Source organism: Rhizobium sp. 'Codium 1' (assembly GCF_020889605.1).
Taxonomy (GTDB): Bacteria; Pseudomonadota; Alphaproteobacteria; order Rhizobiales; family Rhizobiaceae; genus Allorhizobium; species Allorhizobium algae.
Genome location: NZ_JAJGPW010000002.1, coordinates 473,656 through 492,090 on the forward strand (window position 1 = coordinate 473,656; position 18,435 = coordinate 492,090).

Consider the following 18,435-nt stretch of genomic DNA (forward strand, 5'->3'; position numbering starts at 1 on the left):
GGCGCTGAGGGATTATCTTCCCTGTATGCGCCGTTTTTCATTGCGACTCACCCTCAGTCTCCCGCTTCTCCCTGCCCTGCTGATTGCAGGCACCGTCTCGGCGCAGGCACCCCAAGAGCAGGGGGACTCGCAGGCGAGCCAGGCTCCTGTCGAGCAAATTCCGCTGAAGCCACCGGCAAAGGCCAAGACTGTCGATGACCTGCTGGGCGAACTGAAACGCGAGCGCAATCCGCAGGCCGCACGGCAGATTGCCAGCTCCACCATGGCGACCTGGAGCGAATCGGCGAGTCCGACAATCAATCTCCTGATGCAATGGTCCGCCAAGGCAGCCGCCGAAAAGCGCAATGCCGCCGCCCTCGACTTCATCGATCAGGCCATCACCCTGAAACCGGATTTCGTCGGCGCCTGGAACCAGCGCGCCACGCTGCATTTCAGCATGGGCAACTATCAGAAGTCTGTTTCCGACATCGAGAAGGTACTGGATCTGGAGCCCCGCCACTTCGGTGCCATCGCCGGCCTCGCCGGCATCCTGACCGAACGCGGCAGCAAGGAGGGAGCACTGAAGGCCTGGGAACGCTACCTCGACATCTTCCCGGCCGACCGCGAGGCACAGGAGATCGTCGCCAAGCTCTCGGAAGAGCTGGCCGGCCAGCGGACGTGATTATGTCTTCCCCTTGACGAAGGGCGTCACAGCACGATCTTCTCTACGTCTCGTCAAGCCCGGAAGCACGATCCTTGCTCACCCTCCCCCGAATCGGTCTCGCCTTGCTCATCATTCTCCTCGCCCTCATCGTCGTGCTCGCCGCCCTGGCCATTGCCACACAGCTTCGAGCGCGCAGCATCGAGGCCGGGATGCCGAACATAGGCGAACTGACCGATGTCGGCGGCTTTCGCCTGAACGCTCTCCACGTGCCCGCAGGGCCTGGCGCAGACCTGCCGCCGATCGTCTTCATCCACGGAGCCTCGGGCAATCTGCGCGATCAGGCGGGCGCCTTCCTGGAGCCACTGCGCGGACGCGCGGAACTCCTCTTTATCGACAGGCCGGGCCACGGCTATTCGGAGCGCGGCGGCCCTGAGAACGACACGCCGGACGGACAGGCGAATGCGCTTGCACGCCTGATGGAAGAGAAGGGCATCACCCGGGCCATCATCGTCGGCCACTCCTTCGGCGGCGCCATCTCGGCGAGCTTCGGCGTGCTTCACCCCGACAAGGTCGAGGGTCTGGTCTTTCTCGCCGCAGCGACCCATCCCTGGCCAGGCGGTGTGGACTGGTACTACCACCTCGCCTCCGCGCCGATCATCGGCCCGGTCTTCTGTCACACGCTCGCGCTACATGCCGGCATGATGCGGATCGAGGCTGCGACGGAGCATGTCTTCGCGCCCAATCCGCGCCCAAAGACCTATCTCGAGGACACCGGCCCCGCGCTCGTGCTGCGCCCATCTGCCTTCCGGTCCAACGCCACGGACGTGGCCGGCCTGCATGCCTATGTCACCGCCTTCTCGCCCCGCTACGGAGAAATCGTCAGGCCGACAGTGATCATCACCGGTGACGCCGACGAGATCGTGCTTGAGGAAATTCATTCCAAGGGCCTTGCCCGCGACATCGCCGGATCGGAACTCGTCTGGATCGAGGGCCTTGGCCACAAGCCGGATTACATCGTGACGGACATCGTCATCGCCGCACTCGAGAAGATTGCGGGCGAGAAGCGCGACCTGCAGGCCATGGCGCGGCTGGCTGAACCGCGTCTCGCGGCCACCCGTGTCGAGCCCCGGGGGATAGCGCCCTCGCTGCAGGCGGGCCAATAGCACCAATAAAAAAAGCCGCCCGAAGGCGGCTTTCCAATTCGGAACGTGGCGCCGGGGATCAGATCCCGGTCTGGCCGTCAGAGCCGATATAGGCAATGCGCAGCATGTTGGTCGAGCCGGGCGTACCAAGCGGAACGCCAGCCGACATGATGATGCGGTCGCCGGGCTTGCCGAAGCCTTCCTCGACCACGATGCGGCAGGCGCGGTTGACCATATCGTCGAGATCGGTCGGCTCGGACGAGACGACGCAGTGCAGGCCCCAGACAACCGAGAGACGGCGTGCAGTCTGGATGATCGGCGAAAGCGCAATGATCGGCACTTCCGGACGCTCGCGCGAGGCGCGCAGACCGGTATTGCCCGAAGACGTGTAGCAGACGATCGCCTGCAGCTTCAGCGTCTCGGCGATCTGGCGGGCGGCCAGCGAAATCGCATCGGCGCCAGTCGCTTCCGGATGGGCACGCTGGGCGTAGATGATACCGGGATAATGCGGCTCGCGTTCGACTGTGTGAGCGATCGAGGCCATGGTGGCGACCGCTTCGACCGGATATTCACCGGAAGCGGACTCGGCCGAGAGCATGATCGCATCGGCGCCTTCGAAGACGGCGGTGGCAACGTCAGAGACTTCGGCGCGGGTCGGGACCGGCGCTGTGATCATCGATTCCAGCATCTGGGTCGCAACGACCACCGGCTTGCCCTCACGGCGGCATGCGCGGATCAGTTGCTTCTGGATGCCCGGAACGCGCTCGAGCGGCATTTCCACGCCAAGGTCGCCGCGGGCAACCATCAGCGCGTCGGAGAGTGCGATGATCTCGTCGATGCGCTCGATCGCCTGCGGCTTTTCGATCTTCGACATCAGGCCTACGCGGCCCTTGGCGATCTTGCGCACTTCGGCGAGGTCTTCCGGGCGCTGGATGAAGGAGAGTGCCACCCAGTCGACGTCGTTGGTCGCAAGCACGGCATCGAGGTCGGCGCGGTCCTTGTCGGTCAAGACCCCGGTGGCCAGAATGGTGTCGGGCAGGCTCACACCCTTGCGATCGGAGATTTTCGTACCGGATACGACTTCGGTGACGATCGTCTTGCCGTCGCACTTCACGGCCTTCAGATGCAGCTTGCCGTCATCGATCAGCAGACGGTCGCCCGGCTTCACCGATTCCAGGATTTCCGGATGCGGCAGGTGGACGCGGGTGGCGTCACCGGGTGCGTCATTGCTGTCGAGGGTAAAGGTCTGGCCGGGCTTCAGCTCGACGGTCGTTTCGGCAAACTTGCCCACACGCAGCTTTGGTCCCTGCAGGTCGGCGAGGATGCCAATCGGGCGACCACAGATGGCCTCGACATTGCGAATGCGCTGGATGAGCGTCCGCATCATCTCATGGCTGGAATGGCTCATATTGATGCGGAAAAGATCGGCCCCGGCTTCATGGAGCTTCCGGATCATCGCCTCGTCGGACGAGGCGGGACCAAGCGTGGCGAGGATCTTTACTTTGCGGTTGCGCTTCATCAGTTCTGGCTTTCCTGGGTGCCCGACGTATCGGACAGCTGGACCATCCAGCTCCCCTGCCTGCCGGTGTCGTATTCCTTGAATCCCATTTGCTGATAGCCGCGCGCAAAGCAGTCCTTCACGCCAACGATCTTGAACTCGTTTTCAGCGACACACATGTTGATGTCACCGGTCCAACGACCACCGCGGGCAGCATCCTCAGCATAGAGATAATAATAACGCGATTGGAGCTCGCCCTCGATCAGGGTGGCGCAGGTGCCGGCAGGAACCTGCCACCAGCCTTCCGTGATCCAACCTTCTTCTGCCCGGTAGCCGATAGCCGCTCCGACGAGATTCTGCGTTCCGTTGCAGACGCGAAATTCTGCCTGGGCGGCCGAGGCTGCCAGCATGGGCGAGAACAGCGCACCCGCGATCAGGAGGGGCTTCACAAAACGTGCCGCAGCACGGTCGAAAGTCTGTCTGATCTGGTGATGCACGATTGCCGCCGGAACTCCAAAAATGCGCATGAGATGCCTTCTTGCGATGCGGACCAGAGAATGTCAACGCAACTCTAATCGATTATATTTTCTGTCTTTGGCCAGTACTGGAACCTTTGTGTGCGATCTTGGCACAAACGTGACAGCCATGAAAGCTTGCGCTCCCCCATTCCCCATGCGATCAAGCGCTTGTACCAGCTGATGGCTTCAAACTGATGAATGTTTCCCCTGTTTTCGAGATTGTGGAAGGCCGTTTCGACGCTGGCCTCGTGCTTCTGGCCGACCATGCGACGAACCATGTGCCCGCCCCCTATGACCGGCTCGGTCTGCCGGAAAGCGCCTTTGGTCGCCACATCGCCTATGACATCGGCATCGAACCGCTGACCCGGTTGCTCGCCGCGCATCTCGGCGTACCCGCTGTGATGTCGCACTTCTCCCGCCTGCTCATCGATCCGAATCGCGGAGAGGACGATCCCACCATCATCATGCGCATCTCGGATGGTGCGATCGTGCCCGGCAATCATCCAATCACGCCGGAGGAATGGCAGAACCGCATCGAGACCTATCACCGCCCCTATCACCGGGCTGTCTCGGATGTCATCGCCAGGGTCGCAAACGCTTCCGGCAAGGCGCCACTTGTGCTGTCGCTGCATTCCTATACGCCCGCCTGGAAGGGTGTGCCGCGCCCCTGGCATGCAGCAGTGCTCTGGGACGCCGACGAACGGGCCGTCCGCCCGCTGATCGACGATCTGGAAGCGCCTGGCGACATTCTGGTCGGCGACAACGAACCCTATGACGGCGCGCTGAAGGGCGACACCATGTATCGCCACTGCATGACGACGGGTATCCCCCACGCGCTCCTCGAGATCAGACAGGATCTGATCGCCGACGAAGCCGGCGTCGCATCCTGGGCAGCTCGCCTGGCACCGATCTTCGCTCGCCTCAATGCCGACCCGAAGCTGCACCAATATCAGCTTCACGCCTCGCGGACCGGACCTTATCCGCCGACACCCGTCGCGCGCTGAAGGAGAGAAACATGACGCTCCCTACGAAGGACCAGCAGATCGAACTCGAAGCCGCCGCCTTTCGTCGGCTCGTTTCGCACCTGCGCAATCGTCCGGATGTGCAGAACATCGAACTGATGAACCTCGCGGGCTTCTGCCGCAATTGCCTGTCGAACTGGTATCTCGACGCGGCCCGGGAAAGCGGTCTCGACCTGTCTAAGGACGAAAGCCGCGAGATCGTCTACGGCATGCCCTATGAAGAGTGGAAAGCAAGCCACCAGCGCGAGGCGAGCAACGATCAGCAGCAGGCCTTCGAGAAAAACCGCCCGAAGGAATGACAGGCCCTCAAGCATTGGGGCTTGACGCGGGCGCCGCTTCGCGGCACGTGATCGCCACGAAAACCCATCCTGAGAACGCCATCCCTGCCATGAAGGAGATTGCCCATGTCTGATGCCGCCCACGGCGTCGCCCGCGACCAGCTCCGTGCCTTTGTCGAACGCATCGAGCGACTGGAAGAAGAAAAGAAGACGATCGCCGACGACATCAAGGACGTCTACGGCGAAGCCAAATCCATGGGCTTCGACACGAAGATCCTGAAAAAGGTCATTGCGCTTCGCAAGAAGGACGACCAGGAGCGCATGGAAGAGGACCTGATCCTCGACACCTACCTGCACGCACTGGGCATGATCGAGAGCCCGCCGGAAGGCTGAGCGACCGCCAGTGTCACGAACAAAAAACCCGCCGATCCGGCGGGTTTCTTTTTGTCTGCAATTCAGTGCGACTGCGGATCAGGGAGCCCCGAAGCGGCTCGGATCGATCGTCGTGGCGTCAAGGCGGAAACCGTCGGGAACGACCGTTGCCGTTGCTGGTGCCACGAGCGAGCGCGGCACGACGCGGGGCGCCTTGACCGGCTTGGTCACGGCTTCGAACTTGCCCTGGTTCAGCGCCCACTGTTCGATCATGCCCTTGGTCAGCTTGGTGCCGCCATACATGGCCATGTGCGCACGTTCGGCGTCTTCCTGACCGGGGCGGCCGCCCTTCTTGGGCATGGTCGCTTCGGCATTGGGCGCAGCATCGGACGGTGCGTCGAACATGTCGCCGAACTGTGTCGTGCCCTCCTCGACGGAGGTGTCCTGGGGGATCGATGCAACCTCGACCGGCTTCTGGCTCGAAGCGGGTACGGGCGCAGCCGTCAGGCTAGCCTGGGATGGTGCGCTCGACGGAATGGGGGCTGCCATTTCCGGGATTGCGCTGTCTTCGAGGGCCGCTGCAGCCTCGGGAGAAAGAATGGCCTGCTCGACTTCGTCGATTTCGGCCTCGGCTTCTGCCTCTGCCGTGGCAAGCAAAGCTTCCGCGACCTGCGGGCGCGCCGTCGGAACCGGAACAGCCATCCCCTCGGCGAGCAGCATGGCTGCAGAATTCGGCTCGATCGAAGCGGTCAACACAGCCTGCTCCGCACCGCCGGCCTGGGGCCGCGGATTGAGCAGCGTCGGGACCGGAACAGTCATCGAGGCAAGATCGGGGAATTCATCCGTCGGCGACGAGGCGGCATTCGGCACGCCACTGGCAACCTGTTGAAGCGCATCCTCCGCAGCGTTGCGCGGCGGCTGATACAAAGCGACGGCAAGGCTGTTGTCAGCCGGACGCAGCGAAGGGCGCGCCTGCGGAACGGGCGCATCGGCAGCATCGACGCCCGGAAGGGCGGCGACCATGACGGGTTCGGACGCCGTCACGGCTGGCTGCTGGCGCGGCGCGGCCGGAGCCTGCTCCGGTGAAGCGATCGAAGGACGCGGCGCGGGCTCCGGAACATCCTCGACTTCGTCTTCGTCACCACCGCCGAACAGCATGGCAAGGAAATTGCGCGGACGCGACGAGGACTTTTCCTCGGCAATCATGACGGTATTGCCCGAAGCCACGCGGCGCTTGTATTCGGCGAGCGCCTGCTGATAGCCCGGAAGCGGTTTGCCGTCGGAGGGAATGTGCACGGTCTTGCCGTCGGGGAAAAGGCGGGCGAGATCCTGACGGTTCATGCGCGGCCAGGCGCGCACGCCGGCGACATCCATGTGCACGAAGGGAGAACCGGAATTGGGATAGTAACCGACGCCGCCGGCCTGCATCTTTATGCCGAGTTCGCGCAGCGTCTTGAGCGGAACACCGGGGATGTAGAAGTCCATCGCCGTGCCACGCATATGCTGGCTTTCCTTGGCGACACCCTTGGAGCGGGAGCGGAGCATGGAGTTCGTGGCTGGAGAACGATAACCGGAGACGGCCTTGATGTAACCCTTGGCGCCTGCGCGGCGATAGACTTCCCAAACGAGGTCAAAGAGCCGCGGGTCCATCTTCGTGGGCTCGTTGCGGCGCCAGTCGCGGAGAATGTAATTGAGCTGTTTCAGACCCTTGGGGTCATAGCGGCCATTGCGCTTGAAGGTGATCGAGGCGCGTTCGCCTGTATGCACGAATTCGATGTTGAGCGTGCGGCTCTCGGCGCTTGCCGTTGCGGCGCTCCCGAGCAGACCACCGAGACCCATGAAAAGCACGGCAATCAGCGAAAACAGCAGCTTCGCTGCCGACTGCGCGAACGCAAGTCGGATTTTGCGCTCACAATGCGTATGGAGCGCGCTGATATCCTGCGATGCCTGCAATGCAATCCCCGTCCGAAAGACCACGTCCCATGCCAGTTCGAATGAACGTCAAATGCGGTCATAGCATGGCAAATTTGCCACATCCGCACAAGCCATCCATTTATAGTGAACGCTTGCCTAACAAATGCTTAGCCCTTGCGTAAGCGATTAAGCTTACCCCAGAGTTAACACCGGACAGGCGGGGCAGATCAAGCGGCATCCTTCTGCGGATCGTCGGGGTCGATTCCATAATCCTTCAGCTTGCGGTAGAGCGTCGATCGGCCAATTCCAAGCTTCCGCGCCACCTGGCTCATCTGGCCACGATAGAATTTCAGTGCGAAGCGGATCAGTTCCTCCTCGATCTCCGCCAATTTGCGCACATTGCCGGCCTCGTCCGTACTGACGATGACGTTGTTCTGTGCCGACGCGCCGTATCCCGTAGCTGAGTTTGAATGGTTCCCGGAGAAGGCGGCTGCACGCTCGGCCAGGACTGCCTGAACCTTGGCGATCGGGTTCTGCTCCAAAGCGGACGGCGGCTGGTCCATGGCAGTTGTGCTGCCGCGATGACCGTGCACCTGAGCGGCGATCTGCGGGAAGTCCAGCTCTCCGAGGCTCCCCCCCTCGGCAAGCACAACGGCGCGAAAGATGGCGTTTTCGAGCTGGCGCGTATTGCCCGGCCAGTCGAAGGATGTGAGCAGCGCGAGCGCCGAAGGTTCGATCTGCAGCGTGCGCGGCAGACGTTGCTCCAGCGAGAAGCGCTCGACGAAGGCCCGGATCAGATGCGGTATGTCTTCCTTGCGGCGGCGCAGAGAGGCAATGGTGACGGGAAAGACGTTGAGACGATAATACAGGTCTTCACGGAAGCGTCCGGCCTTGACCTCTTCGATCAGGTCCTTGTTGGTTGCGAGGATCAGGCGCACATTGGCCTTCACCGATCGCTGTGGCGCGCTGCGGTGAACCTCGCCAGTCTGGGCGATCTCGAGCAGGCGGACCTGTCCTGCAGGCGGCAGCTCGCTGATTTCCTCGATGAAGAGCGTGCCCCCATCGGCCTCCATGACCTTGCCCGGATGCGTCTCGTTTCCAAACAGCACATCTTCGATCAGGCTCGGCGAGATCCCGTTGCAGTTGACGGCGACGAAAGGGCGTGAGGAACGATCGCTCGCGGCATGAATGGCGCGCGCGACGAGTTCCTTGCCGACGCCGGCCTCCCCTTCAAGCATGACGGGGATCATCGACTGTGCCGCCCGGCGCCCCAATTCCACCACCCGCGACATGGCGGAACTGGCGGCGACGACATCCGCGAAGCTGACGGAACCGCTGCGGGCCCGACGCGGCGTTCTACCCTGCAGGCTGGACCGGTGGATCTTGAGCGCAGAGTCGATCGCACCGATCAAACGCTCCTGGGTGATCGGCTTGACGAGAAAGTCGAAAGCGCCGGCGCGAACGGCATTGAGCGCCGTTTCGGTAGCTCCTTCCGCCGTCCAGACGATGACAGGCACGGCCGGATTGATCTGTCCGAGCAAGGGGATCACAGTCGGGTCCAGCCCTTCCGTGGACCCCGCGTCGATCAGAACGACGCCGATCGCATCGCGGTGCCGGCGAAATAGCTCGATACCGGCGTGAACTGTCTCTGCGAGATGGACGATATGGCCGTGCGCTTCGATGCCAGCCTTCATGCTGCGGCGCTCGGCGGCATCTTCATCGATGAGTAGAATCTGTGCAGTCAACTTACGCTCCCCGAGGCCGTTCTGGCGCATTTGCGCTCCTGGGTTATTGCGGTGACCCTGCCAGAAAGGCCTGAAGATGTTCTTGGAAGAAAGCCTAACATTTTAACGGTCCTTAACCGTTTATGGGACAATCCACAGACCGCACCCTCACGTCAGGAAGAATGTCGCACCACGCTGGCACATCCGGCTGCTTGCCCATCGGCAGGCGACTGACTACATCTCCGGAACGAACGAGAGAAAGGACATCGCCATGATGATCGACAGCCGCCCCGTCTCGAGCCCCGCTCCCCTGGCCTCCGCGAACAGGGACCAAGCCCTCGGCGACCTTCCCCTCTGGAAGCTGGACGACCTTTATCCCGGCCAGACTTCGGCTGAGTTCCTGGGCGCTGTAGAGACGGCCGCATCCGATGCACTCGCCTTCGAGACCAAGTGGAAGGGTAAGCTTGCGGAAGCACTTGAAACTGTCGGCGACGCGTCGCTGGCCCAGGCGCTGACGGAAATGGATGCGTTGGAAGACCTGCTCGGCCGTATCGCGTCCTACGCTGGCCTCACCTATTATTCCGACATGACCAATCCGGCGAATGGCAAGTTCTTCGGCGATATCCAGGCCAAGCTCACCGACATGTCGTCTCGCCTCCTGTTCTTCCCTCTGGAACTGAACCGCCTGCCCGACGACGCTGTCGACGCCGCCATGGATCGCGATCCCGCACTCGGCCATTTCCGCCCCTGGATCGTCGATCTGCGCAAGGACAAGCCCTTCCAGCTCGACGATCGCATCGAGCAGCTTTTCCTGGAAAAGTCACAGACGGGTGCTGCCGCCTTCAACCGCCTCTTCGACGAGACGCTCGCATCATTGCGCTTCACAATCGGCAACGAGGAAATGCCGCTGGAATCGACCCTGACCCTTTTGCAGGACGCCGACCCTGACAAACGCAAGCAGGCGGCGGAAGCCCTGTCAAAAACCTTCAAGGACAATATCCGCATCTTCACCCTGGTGACCAACACGCTCGCCAAGGACAAGGACATTTCCGACCGCTGGCGCGGCTTCGAGGATATCGCGGACAGCCGGCATCTCGCCAACCGCGTCGAGCGCGAAGTGGTCGATGCGCTGGCCGAAGCCGTGCGTGAGGCCTATCCGCGTCTGTCGCACCGCTATTACAAGATGAAGGCGAAATGGCTCGGCATGGACCAGATGAATTTCTGGGATCGCAACGCCCCGCTCGCCGAAACCCCTGACCGTCTGATCTCCTGGGACGAAGCCAAGGACACGGTGCTCTCGGCCTATGGCGGGTTTGCGCCTGAAATGGCCGAGATCGCCGGCCGTTTCTTCGACGGCGGCTGGATCGATGCCCCGGCCCGCCCCGGCAAGGCCCCGGGCGCCTTTGCCCATCCGACCGTGCCCTCTGCCCATCCCTACGTACTCGTCAACTATCTCGGCAAGCCGCGCGACGTCATGACGCTCGCCCATGAACTCGGCCACGGCGTGCACCAGGTGCTCGCCGGCGGCCAGGGCGCCCTGATGTGCCAGACCCCGCTGACGCTCGCCGAAACAGCCTCCGTCTTCGGCGAAATGCTGACCTTCCGCGCCCTGCTCGACAAGACGACCGACAAGCGCGAGAGGAAGGCCATGCTCGCCCAGAAGGTCGAGGACATGATCAACACGGTCGTGCGCCAGATCGCCTTCTACCAGTTCGAGCGCAAGATCCACGCCGCCCGCAAGGAAGGCGAACTGACGGCGGAAAAGATTGGCGAGCTCTGGCTCTCGGTCCAGGAAGAGAGCCTCGGGCCGGCAATCAAGATCTCGGAAGGCTATGAAACATGGTGGGCCTATATCCCCCACTTCATCCACTCGCCCTTCTATGTCTATGCCTACGCCTTCGGCGACTGCCTGGTGAATTCGCTCTATGCCGTCTACCAGAACGCTGACCAGGGCTTCCAGGACAAGTATTTCGAACTCCTGAAGGCCGGCGGCACGAAGCATCATTCGGAGCTTCTTGCTCCGTTCGGGCTGGATGCGACCGATCCGTCGTTCTGGGCCAAGGGTCTGTCGATGATCGAGGGCCTGATTGACGAACTGGAAGCGTTAGATAAGGCAGCCTGAACGGAGCCGCCGATACCCCATGCGTGACCACGCGCCCTATGCGCTCTTCCGCGACGACCGCGCGGGGACGAGCCTCGTCTTTGCCGAGCCGGAGACGCTTGTCGTCGCCCGGTCGGCTAGCGAGGTCGAACCCGCGCTCGCGGCACTGGAGGCGCATCGCCAGGCCGGCAGGTGGCTGGCGGGTTATCTTTCCTATGAAGCCGGCTTCGTCTTCGAGCCGAAGCTGCGTCCGCTGATCAAGGACGGCCGCGAGACGCCCTTGATTGCAATGGGCGTCTTCGACGCGCCGGCGCCGGCAGGGCATCCACTGGCGCGGGCGCCCTCGAACATCCCCAACGCCCTCTTCCTCACCGATTCCCGGGCAGGTTGGGATTTCGACACCTATCGCACCCGTTTCGATCGCCTGCACCACCATTTGCGCAAGGGGGACTGCTATCAGGCGAACCTCACCATGCCGGTCGAGGCCCGCTGGTCGGGCGATCCGCGCGCCGCTTTCTGGTCGCTCGTCGGTCGCCAGCCCGTGCATTACGGTGCGCTGATCGACTACGGCACCGGCCCCGTCATCCTCTCGCGCTCGCCCGAACTTTTCTTCTCGGTGGACGAAGATGGCTGGATCGAGACGCGCCCTATGAAGGGAACGGCCGCCCGGGGCGCCACCCCGGAAGAAGACGAGGCGATTATCGCCGCCATGCTCGCCGACGAAAAGACTCAGGCTGAAAATCGCATGATCGTCGACTTGCTTCGCAACGACGTCTCCGTGATCAGCGAGGTCGGCACGCTCTTGGTGCCGAAACTCTTTGCCATCGAGACCTATCCGACCGTCCACCAGATGGTGAGCTATATCAGGGCAAAACTCTCGCCCGGCATCGGCTTGGCCGAAATCATGACCGCGCTCTTCCCCTGCGGCTCCGTCACCGGCGCTCCGAAAATGTGGGCCATGCGCATCCTGCACGAACTGGAGGTTGGGCCGCGCGATGTCTATTGCGGTGCGATCGGTTGGTGCGACCCTGCGGGGCCCATGCGATTTTCCGTTGCAATCCGCACCATCTCCCTTTTCAACGAAGGGCGCGCCGTTTTCAATGTCGGCGGCGGCATCGTCTTCGATTCGAAAGCCGAGGCCGAGTATGATGAATGCCTTCTGAAGGCGCGCTTTGCCCTGGGGGATCAATGGATTTCTCGCTGATTGAGACGCTACGCTGGCAACCGGAGGCAGGCTTCCTGCGCCTCGACCAGCATCTGCGCCGCCTGTCGCGCTCCGCCGATGCGCTCGGCTTTCGCCAGCCGCAGGATGCAAAGGTGAAGCTGGAAAAGGAGGTCTCCGGAAGCGAAGCTTTGCGCGTCCGCCTGGTCATGACCTATCGCGGCAAGATGGAGGTGACTGCGACCCCTTTCGAGCCGATCCAGGAGGCGACGGTCTGGCGCCTGAAGATTGCAACGACGCGTCTGCAATCCGAAGATAGCCTCTTCCGCCACAAGACCACTCGCCGCGACCCCTATGAGGCCGCACGCGCCGAATTCTCGAAGGACGAGGCCGACGAGGTGATCCTGCTCAACGAGCGGGGCGAGGTCTGTGAAGGCACGATCACCAACATCTTCGCCGAAAGCGCCGACGGGATGCTGCTCACCCCACCGCTGACCAGCGGCCTTCTGCCCGGCGTGCTCCGTGCCGAACTCATTCGCGAACGCCGCGCCCGCGGCGAGGTCCTGAAGCTCGACGACCTGCGCCACCGGAAACTGTTTGTCGGCAATTCCCTGCGCGGGCTCATCCGCGCCGAACTGATCGACTGAGGCCGCCATGTTCATTCTCTCCCTCACCTATGTAAAGCCGACGGAAGAAGCCGATCGTTTCATGGCGCCGCATATGGACTGGGTAAATGCCGGTTATGACAGCGGCATGTTTCTGGCCTCCGGACGCAAGGTTCCGCGCACCGGCGGCATGATCCTCGCCCAAGGCGATCGCGCCGAAATCGAGGCTTATGTCGCGGCCGATCCTTTCGCGGCAGAGGGCGTGGCTGTCTACGAAATAACCGAAGTGGCCGTGACCAGGACCGCGCCGGGGCTGGACGGGCTGAAGGGATAGCGTGGCGCGACAGAGCACATGTTGAGATGACACCCTTCACCAACACCCCCTATGCTGGCCCAACGCGCCCTTTCACCATCGGGCTTGCCGCCCTCGATCCCAACCACTGGATCGAGCCCGATGCGGATCTAGGCCACTACCTTGCGGAAAAGCACCACCTCGCGGCGGTGCGCTTGAAAGAGGTCTTCCGCGCGACGGAGGATAGCCTTCCGGCCCAGCGGGAATGCCTGGACGCCGTCCTCGGCCATCTCGTTGTGCACCACGCCCATCTCTATCACCGCAAAGGTGACAATATCGACGCTGCCGGCCACGCCGTCGATCTTGCCGACGAGGCCCTTCCCCCGCTTCTGCGCGCTGGACTGCTCATCCAGGATGACCTCGTCATCATGATGAAGCGCGAGACAGGCTGGTTCATTGCCGCGGCCCACCTCTCCTTCCCGTCTTCCTGGCTGCTTGCGGAAAAGTTCGACCGACCGATGGAAGAAGTCCATGAACATGTGCCGGGCTTTCAGGGAGGCACGCGCAATGCCGCCATGATCAACCGCATCTTTGACAATCTCCTGCCCGAGCAGCCGGCAGAGCGCTTCAACTGGTCGATCAACTGGAAGCAAAAGCTCTTCCACCCGGAAACGGGTCGAAACGATGATGCCGAACCCGGTGAGGCGGTTGTCCGCGTCGAGCGCCAGACGCTGACGAAACTGCCTGAAACCGGCGCGATCGTCTTCACCATTCGCATTTATCTTGACCCGGTTGCCCTGTTTCGCATGCACCCGGACGGGAGGCGCCTCGCATCGGCGCTCGCTGAGCAGCTGCAGGGCCTGAGCGCCCCTCAGAGTCACTACAAGGGGCTGGATGTCCAGCGCGACCGGCTCGTGTCGCGGCTGCGGCAAGATGCGGCGTCTGAAAATCGTTTGTGACGTCCCTCGGGCGCTTGCAGCCACCCTTTATTGTGTCAGAGTTTTGTGATCTAGAACCGCCATTATCGCTCCGGCCGCACAAGAGGGGCCGGAAACTCGGCCCAGGCAAGAAACCGGGCCTCCAAGGAGACGCAAATGAGCGAAATGACCTACCCGGTTTATGGCGAGATCACCGGCCCGATCGTGATGATCGGCTTCGGATCGATCGGCCGCGGCACCCTGCCGCTGATCGAACGCCACTTCAAGTTCGACAAGAGCCGGATGGTCGTCATCGATCCCCGCGGTGACGAGGAAGGCATCCTCGCCAAGCACGGCATTAGGCACATCCAGGCGCATGTCACCAAGGACAACTACAAGAAACTCCTGAAGCCGCTTCTGACCGAAGGCGAGGGCCAGGGCTTCTGCGTCAACCTCTCCGTCGACACCGGCTCGCTCGACCTGATCAAGTTCTGCCGCAAGCTCGACGTGCTCTACATCGACACGGTCGTCGAGCCCTGGCTCGGCTTCTACTTCGATAAGAACATGAAGAACTCGGAGCGCACAAACTACGCGCTGCGCGAAACCGTGCGCGCTGAGATCAAGAAGAACCCCGGCGGCTCGACGGCCGTTTCCACCTGCGGCGCAAATCCGGGCATGGTCTCCTGGTTCGTCAAGCAGGGTCTGGTCAACCTCGCGCATGAAATCGGCCTGAAGTTTGAAGAGCCGGATCAGAACGATCGCGAAGGCTGGGCCAAGCTGATGAAGAAGGTCGGCGTCAAGGGTGTGCACATCGCCGAACGCGACACCCAGCGCGCCAAGAACCCGAAGCCGCTCAATGTCTTCTGGAACACATGGTCGGTCGAAGGTTTCATCTCGGAAGGCCTGCAGCCAGCCGAACTTGGCTGGGGCACCCATGAGAACTGGATGCCGAAGAACGCCAAGAAGCACAAGAAGGGCTGCAAGGCCGCGATCTATCTGGAGCAGCCGGGTGCCAATACCCGCGTGCGCACCTGGTGCCCGACGCCCGGCCCGCAATACGGCTTCCTCGTCACCCACAACGAGTCGATCTCGATCGCCGACTACTTCACGGTCGAGAAGGATGGCGAAACCGTTTATCGTCCGACGTGCCACTACGCCTACCACCCGGCCAATGACGCCGTACTCTCGCTGCACGAGATGTTCGGCAATGGCGGCACACAGCAGCCGGTGCTGCATGTGCTGAACGAGGACGAACTGGTCGACGGCGTCGACGAACTCGGCGTGCTCCTCTACGGCCACGAGAAGAACGCCTACTGGTACGGTTCGCGGCTGTCGCTGGAAGAAACCCGCCGGATCGCCCCTTACCAGAACGCCACTGGCCTCCAGGTGACCTCTGCCGTTCTGGCCGGCATGGTCTGGGCCATCGAGAACCCGAAGGCTGGCATCGTCGAGGCCGACGAGATGGACTACAAACGCTGCCTCGAAGTGCAGTCGCCCTATCTCGGTCCGGTCGAAGGCCACTACACCGACTGGACCCCGCTCGACGGTCGCCCGGGCCTTTTCCCCGAAGACCTGGACGAAAAGGATCCGTGGCAGTTCCGGAACATCCTGGTTCGCTGAGAGTTCAGCCACATTGGCAAGGCCCGCTGAACCGGCGGGCCTTTGTCATGCAAAGACTTTAGCATCAAGGTCGGGATAACCTTGCTGCGGTGGACCTCCCGCCTTGCTTTGACCAAGGCTTCGCGGCATGGTTCGATTGAAGAATCGAGAGGCGGACGGCAGTGCCGGAACGCCGTGAAGGTGGGAGAAAAGAATGAAAATCAGATCCCTGATCGCGATCACCACGGCGAGCCTCGCCCTTTCGTCCTGCTATTCCAGCCCACCGCGTCAGCTTCCGGCCGTCCAGCAGGGCCCCTCGATCGAAGGTGCCTGGGTCGATCCGAACGGCATCTCCTCCACATTCCAGGGCGGCACGTTCACGACCCGCACCACGGACACCAACCAGATCCTGGCCTCCGGCACCTACACGTTGATCAACGATCGCCTGGTCGAGATCAACATGACCTCGCTGGTGCGCAATACCCAGCAGAAGGTCAATTGTGCTCTGGTCACGCCGTCCCAGCTCAATTGCACCTCGGACAGCGGCGCACAATTCTCCCTCGCGCGGCGCGGCTGAGAACAGATTTCCGAGACATGTCTTGAAGCGGCCCGAGTGGCCGCTTCTTTCGTTTCGGCATTCTCTAACATGTGAAACGGCGGGCGATTTTCGCTTGCCCTGTCCCGGTCTTGATGAAAACATTCGCCATCCGAATTCTGGCGCGCGGCTATCGTCCTGCGTTGCGAGACTGGGGTGACATGGATTGGAACAGGAGAACACGATGTTCAGACATTTGAAGATTGGCCTATTCAGCGCTTCGGCGCTGGCCCTGACGGCAGGAACCGCCCTGGCCGATTTCGAGCTCAACATCCTGCACATCAACGACCTGCATTCACGCATCGAGGCGATCGGCAAGACGGACTCCACATGCTCGGAGGAAGATGCGGCCGCCAATGAATGCTTCGGCGGCATTGCGAGGGTCAAGTCGGCGATCGACGCCCGCCGGGCGGAACTCTCCGGCAAGAATGTCCTGACACTTGACGCAGGCGACCAGTTCCAGGGCTCGCTCTTCTACACCACCTACAAGAGCGCCCCGATTGCCGACTTCATGAATGGCATTGGCTTCGACGCCATGGCGATCGGCAACCACGAATTCGACGACGGCCCGGAAGAACTGGCGAAGTTCATCGACGCCTTGAAGTTCCCGATGATCTCGGGCAACACACTGGCCGGTCTCAATTCCCCTGTCGCCGACAAGTTCGAACCCTACATCGTCAAGGAATTCGGCGATGAAAAGGTTGCGGTCGTCTCAGTCCTCGCAACCGACACCGATGAAACTTCATCGCCGGGCGACGCCATCCTCTTTTCCGACGAGATCGCCTACCTCAAGGAAGCCGTGACGGAAATCGAAGGCCAGGGCATCGACAAGATCGTGCTGCTCTCGCATGTCGGCTACGTCAAGGATCAGGAAATTGCAGCAGCGGTCGACGGCATCGACGTGATCGTCGGCGGCCACAGCCACACCCTGCTCTCCAACACCGACGAAAATGCCGCCGGCCCCTATCCGACGCTGGTGAAGAACCCCTCCGGCAAGGACGTGCCGATCGTGCAGGCCTATGCCTATTCCAAGTATCTCGGCGACCTGACGGTCGTCTTCGATGATGGCGGCGTGGTGAAATCCACCTCCGGCGAGCCGAAGCTGCTCGACGCATCCGTGACACCCGATGCAGGCTACGTGGCCAAGGTCGCTGAACTCGGCGGGCCGATCGAGGATTTGAAGAAGAAGGAAATCGGCGCGACCGCTGACGGCGTCGACGGCTCGCGCGAGACCTGCCGTGCCATGGAGTGCACCATGGGCAACCTCGTCGCCGACGCCATGGTCGATCGCGTCAAGGACCAGGGTATCACCATCGCGATCCAGAATGGTGGCGGCCTGCGCGCCTCGATCGATGCCGGCACTGTCACCATGGGTGAGGTCCTCACCGTCCTGCCGTTCCAGAACACCCTGGCCTCCTTCCAGCTGAAGGGGTCTGATATCGTGGCGGCTCTCGAGAATGGTGTAGGCCAGGTCGAGGAAGGCGCTGGCCGCTTCCCGCAAGTATCGGGTCTCAAATACACGGCCGATCTGAACAAGCCTGCAGGAAGCCGGATCACCTCGGTCGAAGTCAAGGAAGGCGATGCCTTTGTTGCAATCGATCCGAACAAGACCTACGGCGTCGCCACCAACAACTACATGCGCACCGGCGGTGACGGCTACAAGATCTTCGCGACCGCCGGCCAGAACGCCTATGATTTTGGTCCCGGCCTTGAGACGGTCGTGGCCGACTACATCGCCAAGAACAATCCCTACAAGCCCTATACGGACGGCCGCATCACCGTGATTGCCGCAACGGCTCCATCCGCCGCGGAAACGACGGAACCCGCAGCAGCGGCACCGGCAGCCGAGGCTCCGGCTGCGGCAACCGCCACGGAAGCCGCTGTTGCGGCAGCCGCGACCGTCTACAAGGTCGTTGCCGGTGACAGCCTCTGGAAGATTGCGGAAGCCACCTATGGCGACGGTACATTCTGGAGCAAGATCGCCGAAGCCAACATGCTTCGCAATCCGAACGTGATTTCCATCGGCCGGGAGCTGCAGCTTCCGGCGAAGTAA

General features: G+C 62.1%; 17 protein-coding genes. 13 read left to right on the top strand and 4 right to left on the bottom strand.

The annotated features are described in order from the left end of the window. Nucleotides 1-25 precede the first annotated feature (25 nt). Nucleotides 26-661, top strand: a complete 636-nt coding sequence (locus LJE98_RS07465; protein WP_229574533.1) for a tetratricopeptide repeat protein — start codon at nucleotides 26-28, stop codon at nucleotides 659-661. A gap of 104 nt (nucleotides 662-765) precedes the next feature. Next, nucleotides 766-1,806 carry an alpha/beta fold hydrolase gene (locus tag LJE98_RS07470; protein ID WP_229574944.1) on the top strand — a complete coding sequence of 347 codons (1,041 nt, stop codon included), beginning with the start codon at nucleotides 766-768 and terminating at the stop codon, nucleotides 1,804-1,806. 58 nt (nucleotides 1,807-1,864) lie between these two features. Here LJE98_RS07470 and pyk read toward each other — a convergent pair whose 3' ends face one another. After that, entirely contained in the window at nucleotides 1,865-3,304 is a 1,440-nt protein-coding gene (pyk, locus tag LJE98_RS07475; protein WP_229574534.1) for a pyruvate kinase, read from the bottom strand. Beyond that, nucleotides 3,304-3,693 (bottom strand): DUF1036 domain-containing protein, encoded by a 390-nt coding sequence (locus tag LJE98_RS07480; RefSeq protein WP_229574946.1) that lies wholly within the window; start codon nucleotides 3,691-3,693, stop codon nucleotides 3,304-3,306. Before LJE98_RS07480 ends, pyk begins: the two co-directional genes overlap by 1 nt. Nucleotides 3,694-3,995: 302 nt before the next feature. On the opposite strand from LJE98_RS07480, the gene LJE98_RS07485 reads away from it, so the two are divergent. The 3 genes from LJE98_RS07485 (at nucleotide 3,996) to LJE98_RS07495 (ending at nucleotide 5,494) form a co-directional block, all read left to right on the top strand. Beyond that, the gene (locus LJE98_RS07485) at nucleotides 3,996-4,805 is read left to right on the top strand and encodes an N-formylglutamate amidohydrolase (RefSeq protein ID WP_229574535.1); all 810 of its coding nucleotides are present in this window, start codon (nucleotides 3,996-3,998) and stop codon (nucleotides 4,803-4,805) included. Nucleotides 4,806-4,816: 11 nt separating this feature from the next. Next, the gene (locus LJE98_RS07490; protein WP_229574536.1) at nucleotides 4,817-5,122 is read left to right on the top strand and encodes a DUF1244 domain-containing protein; all 306 of its coding nucleotides are present in this window, start codon (nucleotides 4,817-4,819) and stop codon (nucleotides 5,120-5,122) included. A 105-nt stretch (nucleotides 5,123-5,227) separates the two neighbouring features. Continuing rightward, on the top strand, nucleotides 5,228-5,494 hold the full coding sequence (locus LJE98_RS07495; protein ID WP_054148241.1) for a DUF2312 domain-containing protein: 267 nt from the start codon (nucleotides 5,228-5,230) through the stop codon (nucleotides 5,492-5,494). A 78-nt stretch (nucleotides 5,495-5,572) separates the two neighbouring features. Here the strand turns inward: LJE98_RS07495 and LJE98_RS07500 are convergent, their stop codons facing one another. Beyond that, nucleotides 5,573-7,426 (bottom strand): DUF882 domain-containing protein, encoded by a 1,854-nt coding sequence (locus tag LJE98_RS07500; protein ID WP_229574537.1) that lies wholly within the window; start codon nucleotides 7,424-7,426, stop codon nucleotides 5,573-5,575. A 188-nt stretch (nucleotides 7,427-7,614) separates the two neighbouring features. Then, on the bottom strand, nucleotides 7,615-9,132 hold the full coding sequence (locus LJE98_RS07505; RefSeq protein WP_229574538.1) for a sigma-54-dependent transcriptional regulator: 1,518 nt from the start codon (nucleotides 9,130-9,132) through the stop codon (nucleotides 7,615-7,617). A gap of 250 nt (nucleotides 9,133-9,382) precedes the next feature. Here LJE98_RS07505 and LJE98_RS07510 point away from each other — a divergent pair, with 250 nt between their 5' ends. The 8 genes from LJE98_RS07510 to LJE98_RS07545 all read left to right on the top strand — a co-directional run bounded on the left by LJE98_RS07510 (nucleotide 9,383) and on the right by LJE98_RS07545 (nucleotide 18,435). After that, nucleotides 9,383-11,233 (top strand): M3 family oligoendopeptidase, encoded by a 1,851-nt coding sequence (locus tag LJE98_RS07510; protein WP_229574539.1) that lies wholly within the window; start codon nucleotides 9,383-9,385, stop codon nucleotides 11,231-11,233. A gap of 19 nt (nucleotides 11,234-11,252) precedes the next feature. Then, entirely contained in the window at nucleotides 11,253-12,416 is a 1,164-nt protein-coding gene (locus LJE98_RS07515) for an aminodeoxychorismate synthase component I (protein WP_229574540.1), read from the top strand. Further along, nucleotides 12,401-13,021 (top strand): aminotransferase class IV family protein, encoded by a 621-nt coding sequence (locus LJE98_RS07520; RefSeq protein WP_229574541.1) that lies wholly within the window; start codon nucleotides 12,401-12,403, stop codon nucleotides 13,019-13,021. Before LJE98_RS07515 ends, LJE98_RS07520 begins: the two co-directional genes overlap by 16 nt. A 7-nt stretch (nucleotides 13,022-13,028) precedes the next feature. Beyond that, nucleotides 13,029-13,313, top strand: a complete 285-nt coding sequence (locus tag LJE98_RS07525) for a YciI family protein (RefSeq protein WP_229574542.1) — start codon at nucleotides 13,029-13,031, stop codon at nucleotides 13,311-13,313. 26 nt (nucleotides 13,314-13,339) lie between these two features. Beyond that, nucleotides 13,340-14,230, top strand: a complete 891-nt coding sequence (locus LJE98_RS07530; RefSeq protein ID WP_229574543.1) for a heme-dependent oxidative N-demethylase family protein — start codon at nucleotides 13,340-13,342, stop codon at nucleotides 14,228-14,230. Nucleotides 14,231-14,365: 135 nt separating this feature from the next. Continuing rightward, nucleotides 14,366-15,808: a homospermidine synthase gene (locus tag LJE98_RS07535; RefSeq protein ID WP_229574544.1), complete on the top strand. Its 1,443-nt coding sequence runs from the start codon at nucleotides 14,366-14,368 to the stop codon at nucleotides 15,806-15,808. 193 nt (nucleotides 15,809-16,001) lie between these two features. Beyond that, nucleotides 16,002-16,364, top strand: a complete 363-nt coding sequence (omp10, locus tag LJE98_RS07540) for an outer membrane lipoprotein Omp10 (RefSeq protein ID WP_229574545.1) — start codon at nucleotides 16,002-16,004, stop codon at nucleotides 16,362-16,364. Nucleotides 16,365-16,566: 202 nt separating this feature from the next. Continuing rightward, nucleotides 16,567-18,435 carry a 5'-nucleotidase C-terminal domain-containing protein gene (locus LJE98_RS07545; protein WP_229574546.1) on the top strand — a complete coding sequence of 623 codons (1,869 nt, stop codon included), beginning with the start codon at nucleotides 16,567-16,569 and terminating at the stop codon, nucleotides 18,433-18,435.